15 protein-coding genes are annotated in these 14,883 nt (G+C 74.0%); 4 read left to right on the forward strand and 11 right to left on the reverse strand.

Annotation, left to right across the window (positions count from 1 at the left end; all coding sequences use genetic code 11):
• Nucleotides 1–180 precede the first annotated feature (180 nt).
• On the reverse strand, nt 181–825 hold the full coding sequence (locus IF37_RS0110200; RefSeq protein WP_030739552.1) for a TetR/AcrR family transcriptional regulator: 645 nt from the start codon (nt 823–825) through the stop codon (nt 181–183).
• 165 nt (nt 826–990) lie between these two features.
• Here IF37_RS0110200 and IF37_RS0110205 point away from each other — a divergent pair, with 165 nt between their 5' ends.
• Entirely contained in the window at nt 991–1,953 is a 963-nt protein-coding gene (locus tag IF37_RS0110205) for a zinc-binding dehydrogenase (protein ID WP_030739554.1), read from the forward strand.
• Nucleotides 1,954–2,005: 52 nt separating this feature from the next.
• On the opposite strand, the gene IF37_RS0110210 is transcribed toward IF37_RS0110205, so the two are convergent.
• The 6 genes from IF37_RS0110210 to IF37_RS0110240 all read right to left on the reverse strand — a co-directional run bounded on the left by IF37_RS0110210 (nt 2,006) and on the right by IF37_RS0110240 (nt 8,768).
• Nucleotides 2,006–3,049, reverse strand: coding sequence for an MASE1 domain-containing protein (locus tag IF37_RS0110210; protein WP_052845071.1), 1,044 nt, complete (start codon nt 3,047–3,049; stop codon nt 2,006–2,008).
• Between the two features lie 123 nt (nt 3,050–3,172).
• Complete coding sequence (locus IF37_RS0110215; RefSeq protein WP_079165647.1) at nt 3,173–4,519, reverse strand: PP2C family protein-serine/threonine phosphatase; 1,347 nt, start codon at nt 4,517–4,519, stop codon at nt 3,173–3,175.
• Nucleotides 4,520–4,761: 242 nt separating this feature from the next.
• Nucleotides 4,762–5,289, reverse strand: coding sequence for an NUDIX hydrolase family protein (locus IF37_RS0110225; RefSeq protein ID WP_030739560.1), 528 nt, complete (start codon nt 5,287–5,289; stop codon nt 4,762–4,764).
• Nucleotides 5,290–5,305: 16 nt separating this feature from the next.
• The gene (locus IF37_RS0110230) at nt 5,306–6,481 is read right to left on the reverse strand and encodes an amidohydrolase family protein (RefSeq protein ID WP_030739562.1); all 1,176 of its coding nucleotides are present in this window, start codon (nt 6,479–6,481) and stop codon (nt 5,306–5,308) included.
• Between the two features lie 2 nt (nt 6,482–6,483).
• On the reverse strand, nt 6,484–7,887 hold the full coding sequence (locus tag IF37_RS0110235; protein ID WP_030739564.1) for a glutamine synthetase family protein: 1,404 nt from the start codon (nt 7,885–7,887) through the stop codon (nt 6,484–6,486).
• Nucleotides 7,888–7,940: 53 nt separating this feature from the next.
• Nucleotides 7,941–8,768, reverse strand: a complete 828-nt coding sequence (locus IF37_RS0110240; protein ID WP_030739566.1) for an SAM-dependent methyltransferase — start codon at nt 8,766–8,768, stop codon at nt 7,941–7,943.
• Between the two features lie 186 nt (nt 8,769–8,954).
• On the opposite strand from IF37_RS0110240, the gene IF37_RS0110245 reads away from it, so the two are divergent.
• Entirely contained in the window at nt 8,955–9,809 is an 855-nt protein-coding gene (locus tag IF37_RS0110245) for a Cof-type HAD-IIB family hydrolase (RefSeq protein WP_030739568.1), read from the forward strand.
• Nucleotides 9,810–9,872: 63 nt separating this feature from the next.
• On the opposite strand, the gene IF37_RS0110250 is transcribed toward IF37_RS0110245, so the two are convergent.
• The 4 genes from IF37_RS0110250 to IF37_RS0110265 form a co-directional block, all read right to left on the reverse strand.
• The gene (locus IF37_RS0110250; protein ID WP_030739570.1) at nt 9,873–10,520 is read right to left on the reverse strand and encodes a hypothetical protein; all 648 of its coding nucleotides are present in this window, start codon (nt 10,518–10,520) and stop codon (nt 9,873–9,875) included.
• Nucleotides 10,521–10,550: 30 nt separating this feature from the next.
• Nucleotides 10,551–10,895, reverse strand: a complete 345-nt coding sequence (locus IF37_RS0110255) for a DUF3140 domain-containing protein (RefSeq protein ID WP_030739572.1) — start codon at nt 10,893–10,895, stop codon at nt 10,551–10,553.
• Between the two features lie 119 nt (nt 10,896–11,014).
• Nucleotides 11,015–11,503: a Dps family protein gene (locus IF37_RS0110260; RefSeq protein ID WP_030739574.1), complete on the reverse strand. Its 489-nt coding sequence runs from the start codon at nt 11,501–11,503 to the stop codon at nt 11,015–11,017.
• A gap of 84 nt (nt 11,504–11,587) precedes the next feature.
• A complete protein-coding gene (locus tag IF37_RS0110265; RefSeq protein WP_030739576.1) occupies nt 11,588–11,842 on the reverse strand; it encodes an alpha/beta hydrolase in 255 nt (84 codons plus the stop codon).
• 206 nt (nt 11,843–12,048) lie between these two features.
• Between IF37_RS0110265 and IF37_RS0110270 the strand changes: the two genes are divergently transcribed.
• Together IF37_RS0110270 and IF37_RS0110275 are read left to right on the forward strand one after the other, a co-directional pair.
• Nucleotides 12,049–13,236: an acetyl-CoA C-acyltransferase gene (locus IF37_RS0110270; protein ID WP_030739578.1), complete on the forward strand. Its 1,188-nt coding sequence runs from the start codon at nt 12,049–12,051 to the stop codon at nt 13,234–13,236.
• A gap of 77 nt (nt 13,237–13,313) precedes the next feature.
• Nucleotides 13,314–14,828: a long-chain fatty acid--CoA ligase gene (locus tag IF37_RS0110275; protein ID WP_030739579.1), complete on the forward strand. Its 1,515-nt coding sequence runs from the start codon at nt 13,314–13,316 to the stop codon at nt 14,826–14,828.
• The last annotated feature ends 55 nt before the right edge of the window (nt 14,829–14,883 follow it).

Below are 14,883 nucleotides of genomic sequence, written 5' to 3' on the forward strand. Positions count from 1 at the left end.
CAGGACGCTAGAGGCTGCCGCAACGGCAGCTTCAACCCCGAGACCGATGTTCCTCGCGGTCCGCTGCCGGAACTCACGAACATTCGGAGCCTGGCCAGCTCCCCGGTGCCTCCGAAAGCCCCCTGGAACGCCGGCAAGGCTGTCCCGCCGCGCGGTTGACGGACCTGCGGGTGACGGAATCTACGGCGTGCCGGGCGAGTCTGTGAGCTGTAGGCGTGGTGCCGGCGGCAGCGGCGTAGGCGCTCCCGTCTCCGGTGCGGCGCGGAACGCCTCGATCACATAGGCGGCGAAGCGGCGGGAGGCCACGACCCGGGCGGCACTCGGCGTTCCTTGGAGGCCCCGGTGGGCCATGAGCATGAGGATCAGGTCGTCGACGACGAAGCCGGGGCGCAGCCGGCCGGTCTCCTGGGCGCGGCGGGCCAGTTCTCCGACCGCGCGCAGAGTCTGCTCTTGGTCGGCGGCGAAGTCCATGGCCTCGGGGAAGGCCGTCATGAAGGCGTCGGCGAATCCCCGGCTGTGCGCGTGGAGTTCGCAGATCCGCTCGATCAGGCTCCGGAATCCGTGCCAGGGGTCCGGGTCCGCAAGGGCGTCGCGGACGGCGGCGTGGCAGGCTCGCCGCTGCTCGGCGAAGGTCTCCGTGATCAGTGCCCGTTTGGCCGGGAAGTGCCGGTACAGCGTGGCGGGGCCGACGCCTGCGTGCCGGGCGATCTCGCGCATGGGCGCACTCAGGCCCTCTGCGCCGAACACCGCGCGGGCGGCGTCCAGGATGCGGGCCCGGTTGTCGCGGGCGTCGGAGCGCATGGTCCGAGGCAAACGGCTGGTCATCGTCTCTCACTTTAGCCAGACGGACGGGGGCGTCCGTTACGGTCCGATGGCGGTGCTGCCGCTCCGCCCGGCATTTCGCCGGTGATGCCCCGGCCGTGGTGGCCGGCTCGACGCCCGTGGCCGCAGCGCCTGCGATCCGTCCTTCCACCGACCCGAGGAGCCGAGATGAAAGCCGTCGTGATCAGGACGTTCGGAGACCCCGATGGCCTGGAGGTCGTCGATGTGCCCGTGCCGGTTCCTGCCCCGGGGCAGGTGCGGATCGTCACGGAGGCGATCGGGGTGGGCGGCGTGGACGCCGTGATCCGCCGGGGAGCGCTTGCCGCCTACGGCTTCCGGGAGGGCCATGTCCTCGGCAGCGAGGTCGCGGGAAAGGTCACCGCGGTGGGAGGGGGCGTGGACGCCTCGTGGATCGGGCGGCGGGTGTGGGCGTTCACCGGCCTGTCCGGTGGGTACGCCGAGCAGGCCGTCGCCTTGGTCGAGGACGTCCTTCCGCTGCCCGACGGTCTGACCGGCGCTGACGCGGTGACCCTCGGCGGCTCCGGCGTGGTCGCCCACTTCGCCCTGGACCGGGCCCGTTTCACGTCCGGCGAGACGGTGCTGGTGCGCGGTGCCGCGGGCAGCATCGGGATCACGGCGGTCCAGCTCGCAGCCAGGGGCGGTGCGAGCGCGGTGGCGGTCACCACCTCGTCGGTGGAGCGTGGCGCCCGCCTGCGGGATCTGGGCGCCACCCATGTCCTCGACCGCTCCGGTGAGGGCGGCCTGGACGCACCGGCGGGCTTCGACGTGGTGATCGATGTCGTGGGGGGTCCCCGGCTTCCCGCCTTCCTGGACAAGTTGACCTCCAACGGGCGGTACGTGGCTGTCGGTGTGGTCGGTGGGCAGCCGCCGGCGGACTTCGGCATGCGGCTGCTGGACGCCTTCCGCAAGTCGTTGTCGTTCGCCGCTTTCAGCTCTGACACCGTGCCCGGCCCCGACCGGCAGGCCGTGCGGTCGTCCCACTTCGCCGCCGCCGCGCGCGGGGACCTGCGCACAGTCGTGCATGCGGTGTTGCCGCTGGACCAGGCGGTGCCGGCCCACCGTGAGACGGACGCGGGGAAGGTGTTCGGCAGGGTTGTGCTGGTGCCCTGAGCCGGGCCGGGACGGTGTGCGCGGCCCCGACGAACTGTCGTCCCGACCAGCTTCACGGCAGGTCGGAGGCCGTCTTCTCGACACGGGGAGGCGGCCTTTTTGGTGTCTGCCCGTCCGGCTCGCTCTCCCGGACCGGGAGCACCGGGTGCCGGTCGCCCGTGGTGATCCTGGCGACCATCCCGGCGAGCTGGCCGCACGCGCGCGCGATCTCCCGCTCGGTCCGGTTCCGCTCGCTCATGACCGCCCCCAGCAGCAGCGCGGTCAGCGCGGCTGAGCCGTTGAACGCCTGGAGGGTGATCATGTTGGTGAGCAGGTCGTGGTCGGTGAACGGGCCCGTCCCCCGGGCCGCGGAGACGATGGCGAAGGTGGACACGGCCAGCGCGCACGGCGCGGCCCCGGCCAGCTGGAAGCGGAACGCGGCCCAGATCAGCAGCGGGAAACCGAGGAACAGCAACGGCCTGCCGCCGGTGTCGACCAGGCCGACGCAGACGGTGGCCACCACGAGCAGCAGCGCCTCCAGCCACCGGGACGGCGGCGCGTGCCGTGGCCGGCGTACCGAGCGCAGGACGAGCAGCACCGGTGTGACCACCAGGACGCCCATCGCGTCACCGGTCCACCACACCGACCACGTCGGCCAGAAGCCGTGCGTGTCCAGCGCCCCGGCCAGCAGGAGGCTCCCGCTGCCCGTCGTCGCGCTGACCAGCATCCCGGTGAACGCACCGAGGAAGATCAGGGCGAGCGCGTCCCGCAGCCGGTCCAGCTCGGCACGGAATCCCGCGCGGCGCAGCAGCAGACAGGAGCAGACCGGGGCCAGGGTGTTCCCGGCGGTGATGCCGAGCACGGCCGGGAGCGACGGACCCAGCCCGACGTTGGCCAGGAACGCGCCGAGCGCGATCCCGGGCCAGACCCGCGGCCCGCACAGCAGCAGGCTCGCCACCGCGATACCGCTCGGCGGCCACAGCGGGGTGACCTGGCCGCGCACCAGTTGCTGGAGCAGTCCGGCCTTGGCGGAACCGAAGTACAGCGCCGCGACGACGCAGATCTCCAGGGCGGTCAGGGCGTTGCCCCGCAGCCTCCCGTGCCGGGCGTCAGCCATCTCGGGCGACCTCCGTCTCGACATCGCCCCGCAGCCCATCATCCGCCGGTTCCGGCGGTTCCTCCACGGCAGCGCCACGGCACGCGGATGCCTCCCGCGCGGGGCCGGCCGGGGGAGCGGGGGTCAGCCGGGCGGGGTGCGCAGGGCGAGGATGGCCATGTCGTCGTGGCCGTCGCTCGGGTGCCGGTCGGCCAGGGTCCGGACGAACTCCGGCAGCGGCAGGCCGGCGTGTGCCGCGGCCAGCTCGGCGAGCCGGTCCAGGCTCTCGTCGATGGAGTGGCCGGGATGCTCGACCAGCCCGTCGGTGAAGAAGACCAAGGTGGCGTCCGGGGGCAGGGGGCGGGCGTGGTCGGGGCGGGGCTGGGCGGTGTCCACGCCGAGCGGCAGCCCGGGCTCGGCGAGCAGGTAGAGGGTGCCGCGCTCCCGGGTGATCACCAGGGGCGGGACATGGCCCGCGGTGCTCCAGTGCAGCCGCCAGCCCGCCCCGTCCGGTTCGATGCGGGCCAGGGTGGTGGTCGTGACCGGGCTGTCGGTGACGGTCTCCAGAACCTGGTCGAGCTGTGCGAGGACCGCCCCGGGCGGCCGGGTCCGGTCGAGCAGCAGGGCGCGCAGCATGTTGCGGGTGGCGGCCATGGCCGCGGCGGCGTGCAGATCATGGCCGACCACGTCACCGATGACGACCGCGAGCACGTGGTCGGGCAGCGGGATCGCGTCGTACCAGTCCCCGCCGAGCCGGCCGGGCTCGGCGGCGGGCCGGTAGATGGCGGCGGCGGTGAAGGGGCGCAGGTCGGGCAGGGTGGGCAGCAGCAGTCGCTGGAACTGCTCGGCCCCCACCCGGACCCGTTCGAACAGGCGGACGTTCTCGATCGCGATGCCGGCGGCGGTGGCCAGGGCGACGACGATGTTCTCGTCGTGCGCGTCGAAGGGCTGCCCGTCGAGCCGCTCGGAGAGGTAGAGGTCGCCGTAGATCTCCCCGCGCACGCTGATGGCGACCCCCAGCAGGGTGCGCAGCCGCGGATGGCCCGGCGGGAACCCGGCGGAGGACGGGTGGGCCGCGATGTCGTGCACCCGCAGCGGTTCGGGGTAGTGGATGAGGTGGCCCAGCACCCCCAGACCACGGGGCGGACCGGTACCGGCCAGGTTCTCGCGCTCCCGCTCGGAGAGACCGACCGGGATGAACTGCTCCAGGCGCTCTCCCGACTCGTCCAGCACCCCCAGCGCCCCGTAGCGGGCGCCGACCAGGTCCATGGCGGTGGTCACGATGCGGTGCAGCACCGCGTGCAGTTCCACCTCGCGGCTGATGGCCACCACGGCGTCCAGCAGGCCCTGCAACCGGTCCATGGACGACAGCAGCGCGCGCAGCTGCTCGTCGATCCGGACCAGCTCGGACCGCAGGCGCACATGCAGGTCGGGGAGGGGCTCCCGGGACCTCCTCCCCTCCCGCTCGCGGCCTTTCCTCGCTCCCGCCATCAGGGCGCTCCCGCGGCCCCGCGCGCCCGGCGGCCCGGGAACCGCGCCGGGACCCGGCCCGGGAACCGCGCCGGGTCCGCCCGCCGGTCCCGGCGGATCCGCTCGGGAAGGGCCTCGATCGAGCCGTGCATGCCGGTCTCCTGACACGACCCCCCGACCACTGTGCCGTCTTCGATTGTGGCATCAGCGCCTGCCGTGTCCCAGGCGGGAGGGCCGGGTCCGGACGGACCGTCCCCGGAAGGTCAAAGGGCCAGGCCCACGTGGGCGAGGGCCTGCTTCAGCAGGGCCCCGTGCCCGCCCGGCATCTCGTTCTGCACGGCCGCTGAGGCGGCCTCCTGGGGGCTGAACCAGACGAGGTCCAGCGCGTCCTGGCGGGGACGGCAGTCGCCGGTCACCGGAACGACGTAGGCGAGGGACACCGCGTGCTGGCGCGGGTCGTGGTACGGCGTGATGCCGGCCGTCGGGAAGTACTCCGCGACCGTGAACGGCTGGAGGGAGGCGGGGACACGGGGCAGGGCGACCGGGCCGAGGTCCTTCTCCAGGTGGCGCAGCAGCGCGTCGCGGACCCGCTCGTGGTGCAGGACCCGGCCGGAGACCAGGGTCCGGCTGACCGTGCCGTCCGGGCCGATGCGCAGCAGCAGCCCGATGCTGGTGACCTCACCGCTGTCGTCCACGCGGACGGGCACGGCCTCGACGTACAGGATCGGCATGCGGGCCCTGGCCATTTCCAGCTCGTCCGAGCTCAGCCAGCCGGGCGTGGTTTCGGTCATGTCAGACATTGCTTGATCATACTTTCCGGGCGGGGCGTCCGCGGGAATCGCGGGCCGGTTCGGATACGGGCGGTCCGTACAGTCGGCGGGCGTTGTCGCGGCCCGTCCAGGCCGCGATCCGCAGGGCGTCGGCCAGGCTCAACTCGTCGGCGTCCACGCGGTCCTGCAACAGGGCGGCGAGTCCCTGCCGGAAGCACAGGGCGCCCAGGTGGTGGAACTCGGCCACACCATAGGCGTCGGAGCTGTACAGCAGTTTGCGGAACGGGGTGATCTCCAGGGCCTCCTCCAGCACCGCCCGGCAGCGGGCCGGACCGGTGTGGTGCAGGGCGAGGCCCACGTCCAGGTGCACCTGTTCGAAAACCGCGGCCAGATAGGCGGCCTGACGGTGGTACGGCCAGCAGTGCAGCAGCAGCACCGGGACCGTGCCGGCGGTCCGGCGCAGCCAGTCGGTGAGCAGGGCCGGGTCGGCGTGGTGCAGCCGCAGGTCCGCGTCGCCGAAACCGGTGTGCAGTTGCAGCGGCAGGCCCAGGTCGACGGCGGTCCACAGCAGGTGCCGGACCAGGACCGGGCCGGTGAGCGGGCCGCCGCGCGCCAGCCAGTGCCGGGCCGCCCGAGTCACCTCCGCGTCCGTGGGGCGCTCCGGGTCCAGGGCGAAGCCCGTGCGGTACGCGGCGACCGACTTCACCGCCACCACGCCCGGCCGGCGCACCGCCTCCTCGGCGGCGGCGCGCAGGACGGCCGGGTACTCGCCCGCCTCCACCCCCCGCTCCGCCACCGCCTCGGCGACCCGCTCCAGCCGTACGACCTCGCAGGCGACGGCGCCGGACGCCGCCGCCAGCTCGGCCGGGGTGGTCAGCGGGTGCGGGGCGAAACCGGTGTCCACACAGAACACCTCGGCGCCGGCCGCCGTCAGGAAACGCCGGTTGACCTCATGCCAGCCGAGTGCGGCGCGCCGCTCCACGTAGTCGGCGGGCGGGGCGTGCCGGGGCAGGTCCAGCAGGGGCGCGCAGTGCCGGCGCACGGCCACGCCGACGGGAGTGTCGAAGGGGGAGACGCCGGGCCAGGCCGCGCCCTCGGTGAGCAGGGAGGCGAATTCCCCGGCGGTCAGGGAGGCCGTCACCGCGCCGTGGCAGTGGTGGTCCACCAGCGGCAGCGCGGCGAGGGCCTCGTGGACGGGTCCGGTCGCGGTCATCGTCAGTACGCCCAGCGGTAGGCCGCCGCCAGCTGGGCGGGGCGAAGCCCCTCGGCGGCCGCCGCGTCGCCCAGCCGTACGGCGATCACCGCGTCCGCGAGGACCGGGCCCAGCGCGGCCCGCAGCACCCGGTCCGCGCGGAACTCCTCGACCGCCTGCGGCAGCGACCGCGGCAGCCGCCGCACCCCCAGGGCCGCCGCCTCCTCGGGGCCGTACCGGGCCGGGTCGCCGGTGATCTCCCTCGGCAGGGGGCGGCCGGTGGTGCTGCCGTCCAGTCCGGCGGCGATCACGCAGCCGAGTGCCAGGTACGGGTTGGCGGCCAGGTCGACCGGTTTGACCTCCATGTTGGCGTCCTGGTCCCGGCGGCCCGCCGTGCCGGTGACGATCCGCACCGCCGCCTCGCGGGTCTCCCGGCCCCAGGCGGTGAACACCCCCGCCCACTGGGAGGGCTGGAGCCGCAGGTAGCTCGCCGGGCTCGGCGCGGTCACCGCGGTCAGCCCGGGCAGGTGGGCGAGGACCCCGGCCACGAACGACTCCGCCTCGGCCGTCATGCCGTACCGGCCCGCGCCGCCGGCGTGCAGGTTCACCCCGTCGCGCCAGCAGGACAGGTGCAGATGGCCGCCGTTGCCGACGCCCTCGGGGAGGTAGGCGGGCGCGAAGGAGACCCGCAGCCGGTGCCGCCGCGCCACCGCCCGGATCGTCTGCCGCACCAGCACGCTGCGGTCGGCCGCCGCCACCGGGTCCAGCGCGCCCACGGAGACCTCGAACTGCCCGGGCGCGTACTCGGGATGGAGCTGGTCGACGTCCACGCCCTGCGCGCCGAGCGTGGCCAGCAGCTCGGCGGTGTAGTCGCTCAGCTCCACCTGCCGGATGGCGCCGTACGCCGGCCCCGAGACCGCCGGGACGAACTCCCCGGCGGGCGCCGAGTCCAGCCCGACGGCCCACTCGATCTCGACCGCCGCCCTGAAGGCGAGGCCGTGGCGCTCGGCGGCGTCCGCGACGGTCCGGCGCAGGAAGGTCCGGGCGCAGCCGGGGTGCCGGTCGCCCTCCTGGGTGATCCGGTCCACCGGTGCCCACGCCCAGCCGGGCTGCCCGGCCAGCGGTACGAGGTGGTCCAGGTCGGGGTAGAGCCGGAGGTCGCCGTCGGGGGAGCCGAGGACGTCGGTGGTGACGAAGGAGTCGTCGGCGAGGAACGTGTCGAAGACCGGTGACATGCCGACGCCCCAGGCCACGGCCGCCTCCAGCCGTGCCGTCGGGATCGTCTTGACCCGGGCGATGCCCGCCGTGTCCACATAGGCGAGGACGATGCCGTGCACGCCCCGCGCGGCCAGGTCCGCGGTGCGGGCGGGGGCCTGCCGCAGATCGCCGGGGCGTCCGCCGGGCTCGGGGTCGGCAAGGGTGGTCATGCGTCCTCCTCGACGGGCTCGGCCCCGGCCGGGGCGGGGGACACGGGGCGTGGTCAGGGTTTCACGGCCACCGCTCCGTACTGCGGTACCACGGCGGCGTCCGGCCCGGCGCGCCACCGCGAGCACGGCACCAGACCCGGCTCGACCGGCTCCAGACCGTCGAGGAACGCGGCGATCCCGGCCCGGCCGCGGGCGGTGATCGGCGGGGTGGCGTGGGCGTTCCAGAACTCCATCGCGGCGGTGTTGCCCTCGCCGCCCGCCTCGGCGTCCTGGGTCGGGTGGGTGAGCACCAGGTGGCTGCCGGAGGGGACCGCCGCCATGATCCGCCGGACGATGTCCCGGGCCTCGTCGGTGTCCGGCACGAAGTTGAGGATGCCCAGCATCATCACCGCGACCGGCCGGTCCAGGTCCAGGATCTCGGCGGCCTGTCGCACGATGACGTCCGGTTCGCGCACATCGGCGTCGATGTAGCCGGTGACGCCCTCGGGGGAGCCGGTGAGCAGCGAACGGGCGTGCACCAGCACGATCGGGTCGTTGTCGACGTACACGATCCGTGACTCGGGCGCGATCCGCTGGGCGATCTCGTGGGTGTTGTCGGCCGTGGGCAGCCCGGTGCCGATGTCGAGGAACTGCCGCATCCCGCGCTCGGCGGCCAGGAACCGCACCGCCCGGCCCAGGAACTCCCGGTCCGCGCGGGCCACTTCGCGGATCACCGGGAACATGCCGGCCACCTGGTCGCCCACCCGCTGGTCGACCAGGTAGTGGTCCTTGCCGCCGATCCAGTAGTTCCAGACGCGCGCGTTGTGCGCCACGGACGTGTCCAGCCGGGCCGATCCGGCCGTCCCGGCCGTCCCGGGCGTCGGGGAATCGCCTTCGCTCACGTCGTCGCCCCTTCCCGCGTGCGGTGGTCCGCCGCCATTGTGCCGCCCCCCTGATCGAGCCGTCCCGGGAAACGCGCGGCGTGACGGCCCGGGCACCCTCCGGAGCGCCGCGGCGGATGCGGAACACTGGACGTCCGGGCCGCCCGCGGCCCGCCCCCGCAGCCCGCCCCCGACCGGAAGAAGGACATGCCCGCCACGCCCGCGCCCCTCCTCGACATCCCCGTCCCGCCCCCCGGCTCCGCCGGTATCAGGCTGATCGTCACCGACATGGACGGCACCCTGCTGGACGACGACAAGCGGATACCCGGCGACCTGTGGCCGACGCTCGCCGAACTGCGCCGCCGCGGGGTGCTGTTCAGTCCGGCGAGCGGCCGCCAGTACGCCACGCTGGCCCGGCAGTTCGCCGAGGTCGCCGAGGGCATGGTGTTCATCGCGGAGAACGGCACCTATGTGGTCCGCGACGGCGTGGAGGTCAGCTCCGACCCGCTGGACCGCTCCGTCGCCCGGGACCTCGCCCGGACGGTACGGCGGCTGGTGGCGGACGGCGCCGACGTGGGCGCCGTGGTCTGCGGCAAGCGGGCGGCGTACGTCGAGCGGACCGACGAGGCGTTCCTTGCGCAGGTGCGGACGTACTACGTCGAACACCGGATCGTGGAGGACGTCACCGCCGTCGAGGACGACGTGATCAAGGTGGCGCTGTTCGACTTCGGTCCCGCCGAGCGCACCACCGCCCCGGCCCTGGAGGGGTTCGCCGCCACCCACCAGGTCGTCGTCTCCGGCGAGCACTGGGTCGACGTGATGAACCGCACCGCGAACAAGGGCGCCGCCCTGCGCGGCCTCCAGCGCGAGCTGGGCATCACCCCCGCGCAGACCATGGTGTTCGGCGACTACCTCAACGACCTGGAGATGCTGGACGCCGCCGAGTGGTCCTTCGCCATGTCCAACGCCCATCCGGAGGTGCTCCGCAGGGCCCGCTACGTCGCCCCGTCCAACAACGACGACGGCGTGCTGCGGACCATCGCGCGGGTACTGGGCCTGTGACGTCGCCGACGTGAGGTCGCCGACCGGCGCCGGGCGGAGCCGGTCTCCGGCCCGCCGGGCCGGTCACGCGGCGCGGCGCAGGCAGTCCTCGGCCACGTGCGCGTCGAGTGCCGCCCGGACCAGCGCGGCGGCCAGCGCGGCCGGCTCGGTGTCGCCGGCCAGCCCGGTCAGCTCGCCGGGGTCCTCCGGCAGACCGAGCCGCGCGGCGCCGGAGAGCGCCTTGGCGTCCAGGTAGGGCGCGATGTCCGGCCACACCCGCTGGGCCTCGCGCAGGAAGATGGAGGCACCGGCCGGCCCGATGCCCGGTGCCTCCTGGAGCAGGTCGCCGAGTGCCGCGACGTCGCCCGCCGCCTCCCGGTGCAGCCGGCGCAGGTCGCCGTGCCAGCGTTCGGTGAGCAGCGCGGCGCCGTCGCCGAGCTGGGTGGCCGTACGCTCGTCGTACCGGCGGTAGCCGCCCCGGCCCAGCGCGTCGACCCGGCGCTGCCACCCGGCCTCGGCCATCCGGCGCGGGCTGTCCAGCCGGTCCTCGTGCAGGGCGCGGGCGGCGGCCACCGCGACCGAGGCCCGGATCCGGGCGCTGAGCAGCAAGGACAGCACGTACAGCCGGTACAGCGGCTGCGGGGTGTCCGCGAGCCGGATGCCCGCCTCCTCGGCGTACGTCCGCCCGTGCGCGGTCAGCAGTTCGCGCAGGACCCGTGCGTCGCGGTTCATGGTGTACGCCGTTCCTCGCCGCCGGCCGGCCTACGGCTTCAGCGGGTCGTGGCCCAGCGTCATCAGCCGGTGCCTGCGCCGGGTGTCCTCGGGGGTGTTCTCCGGTTCCGGCTCGTTCTCCACGTCGGCCAGTTCGTCGACGGTGTCGACGACCTCGTGCATCACGCGGATGTCGGCGTCGGTGAGGTCGGTACGGCGCTTCTGGAGGATCGCGAGCACGTGCTGGCCGGTGGGCGTGCCCGCCCGCTCCGGCAGCGGTTCCGTCTCCTCGTCGGCGTCCCGGACCTTCAGCCAGGCCGCGAGTTCCGCCGAGGTCATGTTCACCACGCGGTGGAAGTCCTGCCACAGTGCGTCGAGTTCCAGGGAGTCGGCCATGGGTCTTCCCTTTCGTGCGGGAGGCTTCGTGCGCGAAGTCTCGTGCGCGAAGTCTCGTGCGAGGGTCTTCGTGCGAGGGCCTTCGTGCGGGAGGTTCGTGGGCAGGGTGCGTGCGGGCGCTAGCCCGCGTCACCGCGCGGCTGGTTCTCCGCCTGGAACATCCAGCGCTGCTTCTCCAGGTCCGCCGTGACGGCGATCAGCAGGTCCTGCGTGACCGGATCGGCCCGCTCGGTCGCCTCGATCCGCTCGCGCAGCCGGCCGACGGCCGCCTCCAGGGACGACACCATCAGCGCCACGACCTCCGTGTCCCGCAGCCAGCCGTCCTTGGCGCCGGGCAGCGCGAAGGCCGACGCGATCGTCTCCGGCCGGCCGTCCGGCGGCACGCCCAGCGCGGCGGCCCGCTCGGCCACCGTGTCGGCATGGGCGCGGGCGGCGTCGACGACCTCGTCCAGCTGGAGGTGGATCGACCGGAACCGCGAGCCCACCACGTTCCAGTGCGCCTGCTTGCCGACCAGCGAAAGTCCGAGCAGGTCGACGAGGGTGTCCTGGAGGGCGGTGCCGGTGACGCGGAGCGCCTCCTCGGGCAGGGTGCTCTTGACCACGGTCATCGTGTGCGGATCCCCTTCCGTCAGTGGTCTGCGGTCATGTCCGCCAGGGCGGGTGCCCCTGGCGCGGGGAGGCAAACAGGCTGATCAGCGGGGCAGCACCCGGTCGGGGAAGCGGATCGTCTCCGGGTGGGCCGCCGCCCGGTCCGTCTCGTGGAACACCTCGTGCCGCGCCCCGGGGAAGATCCGCTCGGTCAGCCGGCCGCCGTACCCGGCGTGGTCCGGCCCGTACACGGCGGACCCGTACCCGGTGAGCAGGGCGGCCGGTTCCTGGTGCCGGCCGGTGTGCTCGCCGTACCCGGGGGTCAGGAGCACCAGCAGGCGGGGGCCGGTTGCGGCCACCCGCGTACGGCGAGGGCCCCGTGCGTGCCGTCGAGGACGTGCTCGCGGACGTGGCGTATGTCTCCTCCGGCTGCCGCGGTGAAGGTACCGGGAGATCTTCCCAGCGGGGCGGGCGGCGGTCTATAGTCGAAAACTAGCAGTGCTAATTAACAGGTGCTGTGCAGCTCCGAGCTGATCCACAGCGTCGTAGGTCAGGAGACCCAGCCGTGCGTCCCGTCCACTTCGCGGCCGCCCGCCGCACCCCCATCGGCAAGTTGCGCGGAGCCCTCTCCCCGATCCGTCCCGACGACCTGGCCGCGACCGTGATCCGCCACCTGGTGGCCGAGGTACCCGCGCTCGACCCGGCCCGGATCGACGACGTCTACTGGGGCGCCGCCAACCAGGCAGGCGAGGACAACCGCAACGTCGCCCGGATGGCCGCCCTGCTCGCCGGACTGCCCGACTCGGTACCCGGCGCCACCGTCAACCGGCTGTGCGCCTCCGGACTCGAAGCGGTCACCGCCGCCGCCCGGACCATCGCCGCGGGCGAGGCCGACATCGTGATCGCCGGCGGCTCCGAGTCGATGAGCCGCGCCCCCTTCGTGCTGCCCCGGCCCGACGAGGCCCTGCCGCAGCGCATGGAGACCCATGACACCCGGCTCGGCTGGCGGCTGGTCAACCCCGCCATGAAGGAGCTGCACGGGGTGCTCTCCATGGGCGAGACCGCCGAGGAGGTCGCGTCCCGGTACGGCATCTCCCGCGCGCGCCAGGACGAGTTCGCCCTGCGCAGCCACCAACTGGCCGCCGCCGCCCGCAAGGACGGCCGCTTCGCCGGCGAACTCCTCCCCGTGGAGCGGCCGGACGGCATCACCGTCGAGCAGGACGAGTCCGTCCGCGAGGACACCTCGCTGGAGAAGCTGTCCCGGCTCAAGCCGGTCTTCCGGGCCGGCGGCACCGTCACCGCCGGGAACGCCTCGCCGATGAACGACGGCGCCGCCGGTCTGCTGCTGGTCAGCGAAGAGGCCCTGGCCGAGCTGGGACTCCAGTCCCTCGGCCGGTACGTCGCGGGCGCCTCCGCCGGTGTCCACCCCGACGTGATGGGCCTCGGCCCGGTCCCCGCCACCCGCAAGGCGCTGGCCCGGGCCGGCTGGGAGATCGGCGACCTCCAGGAGGCCGAGTTCAACGAGGCGTTCGCCGCCCAGGCCCTCGCCTGCGTCGACCAGCTGGGCATCGACCCGGACCTGGTGAACCCGACCGGCGGCGCCATCGCCCTCGGCCACCCCCTCGGCTGCTCCGGCGCCCGCATCCTCACCACCCTGCTGCACCGGATGCGGCGCACGGGCGCGGGGCGCGGTCTCGCCACCATGTGCGTGGGGGTGGGGCAGGGCACCGCGGTGCTGGTCGAGCGGGACTGAGACGTCAGCGACGGGGGGGGCTCCCCGCGCGGGGAGCCGGTAGTACGAGCCGCAGCAAGGAAACGGAGGAGCACTCCATGGCAACCCTGTCCGTCGCCGCCATCCTCGCCGAGAACGCCCGGCGCCGCCCCGACCGGACCGCCCTGGTCGAGGGCGAACTGCGGCTCACCTTCGCCGAGGCGTGGCAGCGGGCGCTGGCCCGGGCGGGCGCGCTCACCGGCCTCGGCGTACGGCCCGGCGACCGGGTCGCCCTGATGGCCCCCAACACCGCCGAGTTCCCCCTCGCGTACTACGCGATCGCCGCGGCGGGCGGGGTCGTCGTCCCCGTCCACCTGCTGCTGTCCGCGGACGAGGTCGAGCACGTGCTGCGGGACAGCGGGGCGACCCTGCTGCTGGTCCATCCGGCCCAGGCCCGGACCGGAGGGGCCGCCGCCGACGCCCTGGGACTGCGCACCGTCACCCTGGGCGAGGAGTTCGACCGGCTCGCGGCCGACGCCGAGCCGCTGCCCTCGTACGTCACCCGGGCGGCCGACGACCCGGCGGTCGTCTTCTACACCAGCGGTACGACCGGTGTCCCCAAAGGCGCCGTGCTCAGCCACTTCAACCTGGTGATGAACGCGACCGTCAACGCCTTCGACGCCAACGACATCCGCGCCGACGACATCGCCCTGGGCGCCCTGCCGCTGTTCCACGCCTTCGGCCAGACGGTGTCGCTGAACTCCACCTGGCGGGCGGGCGCCACCCTGGTGCTGCTGCCCCGCTTCGACGCGGCCCGGGCGATCGAACTGATGGTGCGCGAGGGTGTGAACACCTTCCACGGCGTGCCGACCATGTTCGTCGCCCTCGCGGCGGCGGCCGGGGACGCCGGCCGGCTCCCGGAGCTGCGGGTGTGCGTCTCCGGCGGGGCCTCGCTGCCGGTCGCCGTGCTGGAGCGGTTCGAGACCGCGTTCGGGGCGAGGATCTGCGAGGGGTACGGGCTGTCGGAGACCTCGCCGGCCGCCGCCGTCAACCAGCCGGTGTTCGGCACGAAGGCCGGCACCATCGGCCACCCGCTGTGGGGTGTCGACGTGGAGATCGCCCGTGCCGAGGTGGAGGACCGGATCGAGCTGCTGCCGCCCGGCGAGCGGGGCGAGGTCGTCATCCGCGGCCACAACGTCTTCTCCGGCTACCTCGGCCGGCCCGAGGCCACCGCGGAGGCGCTGGTGGATGGCTGGTTCCGCACCGGCGACCTCGGCACCAAGGACGAGGAGGGCTTCCTGCGGATCGTCGACCGCAAGAAGGACGTGATCATCCGCGGCGGCTACAACGTCTACCCGAGGGAGGTCGAGGAGGTCCTGACACGGCATCCGGGGATCGCCCAGGCGGCGGTCATCGGCCTGCCCGACGAGCTGCACGGCGAGGAGGTCTGCGCGGTCGTCGTCCCGGCACCGGGCACCGTCCCGGACGCCGCCGCGCTCACCGAGTGGTCCAAGGAGCACCTGGGCAGGCACAAGTACCCGCGGCGCGTGGAGTTCACGGACGCGCTGCCGCTGGGGCCGAGCATGAAGGTGCTGAAGCGGGAACTGCGGGAACGGTACGCGGACCGGACATGACGGACGGCAGGCGCCAACCGGCGAGACGCTCCTTACGCCGGGCTCTTGTCCGGAC

This window comes from Streptomyces sp. NRRL S-31 (genome assembly GCF_000718775.1).
Classification (GTDB): Bacteria; Actinomycetota; Actinomycetes; order Streptomycetales; family Streptomycetaceae; genus Streptomyces.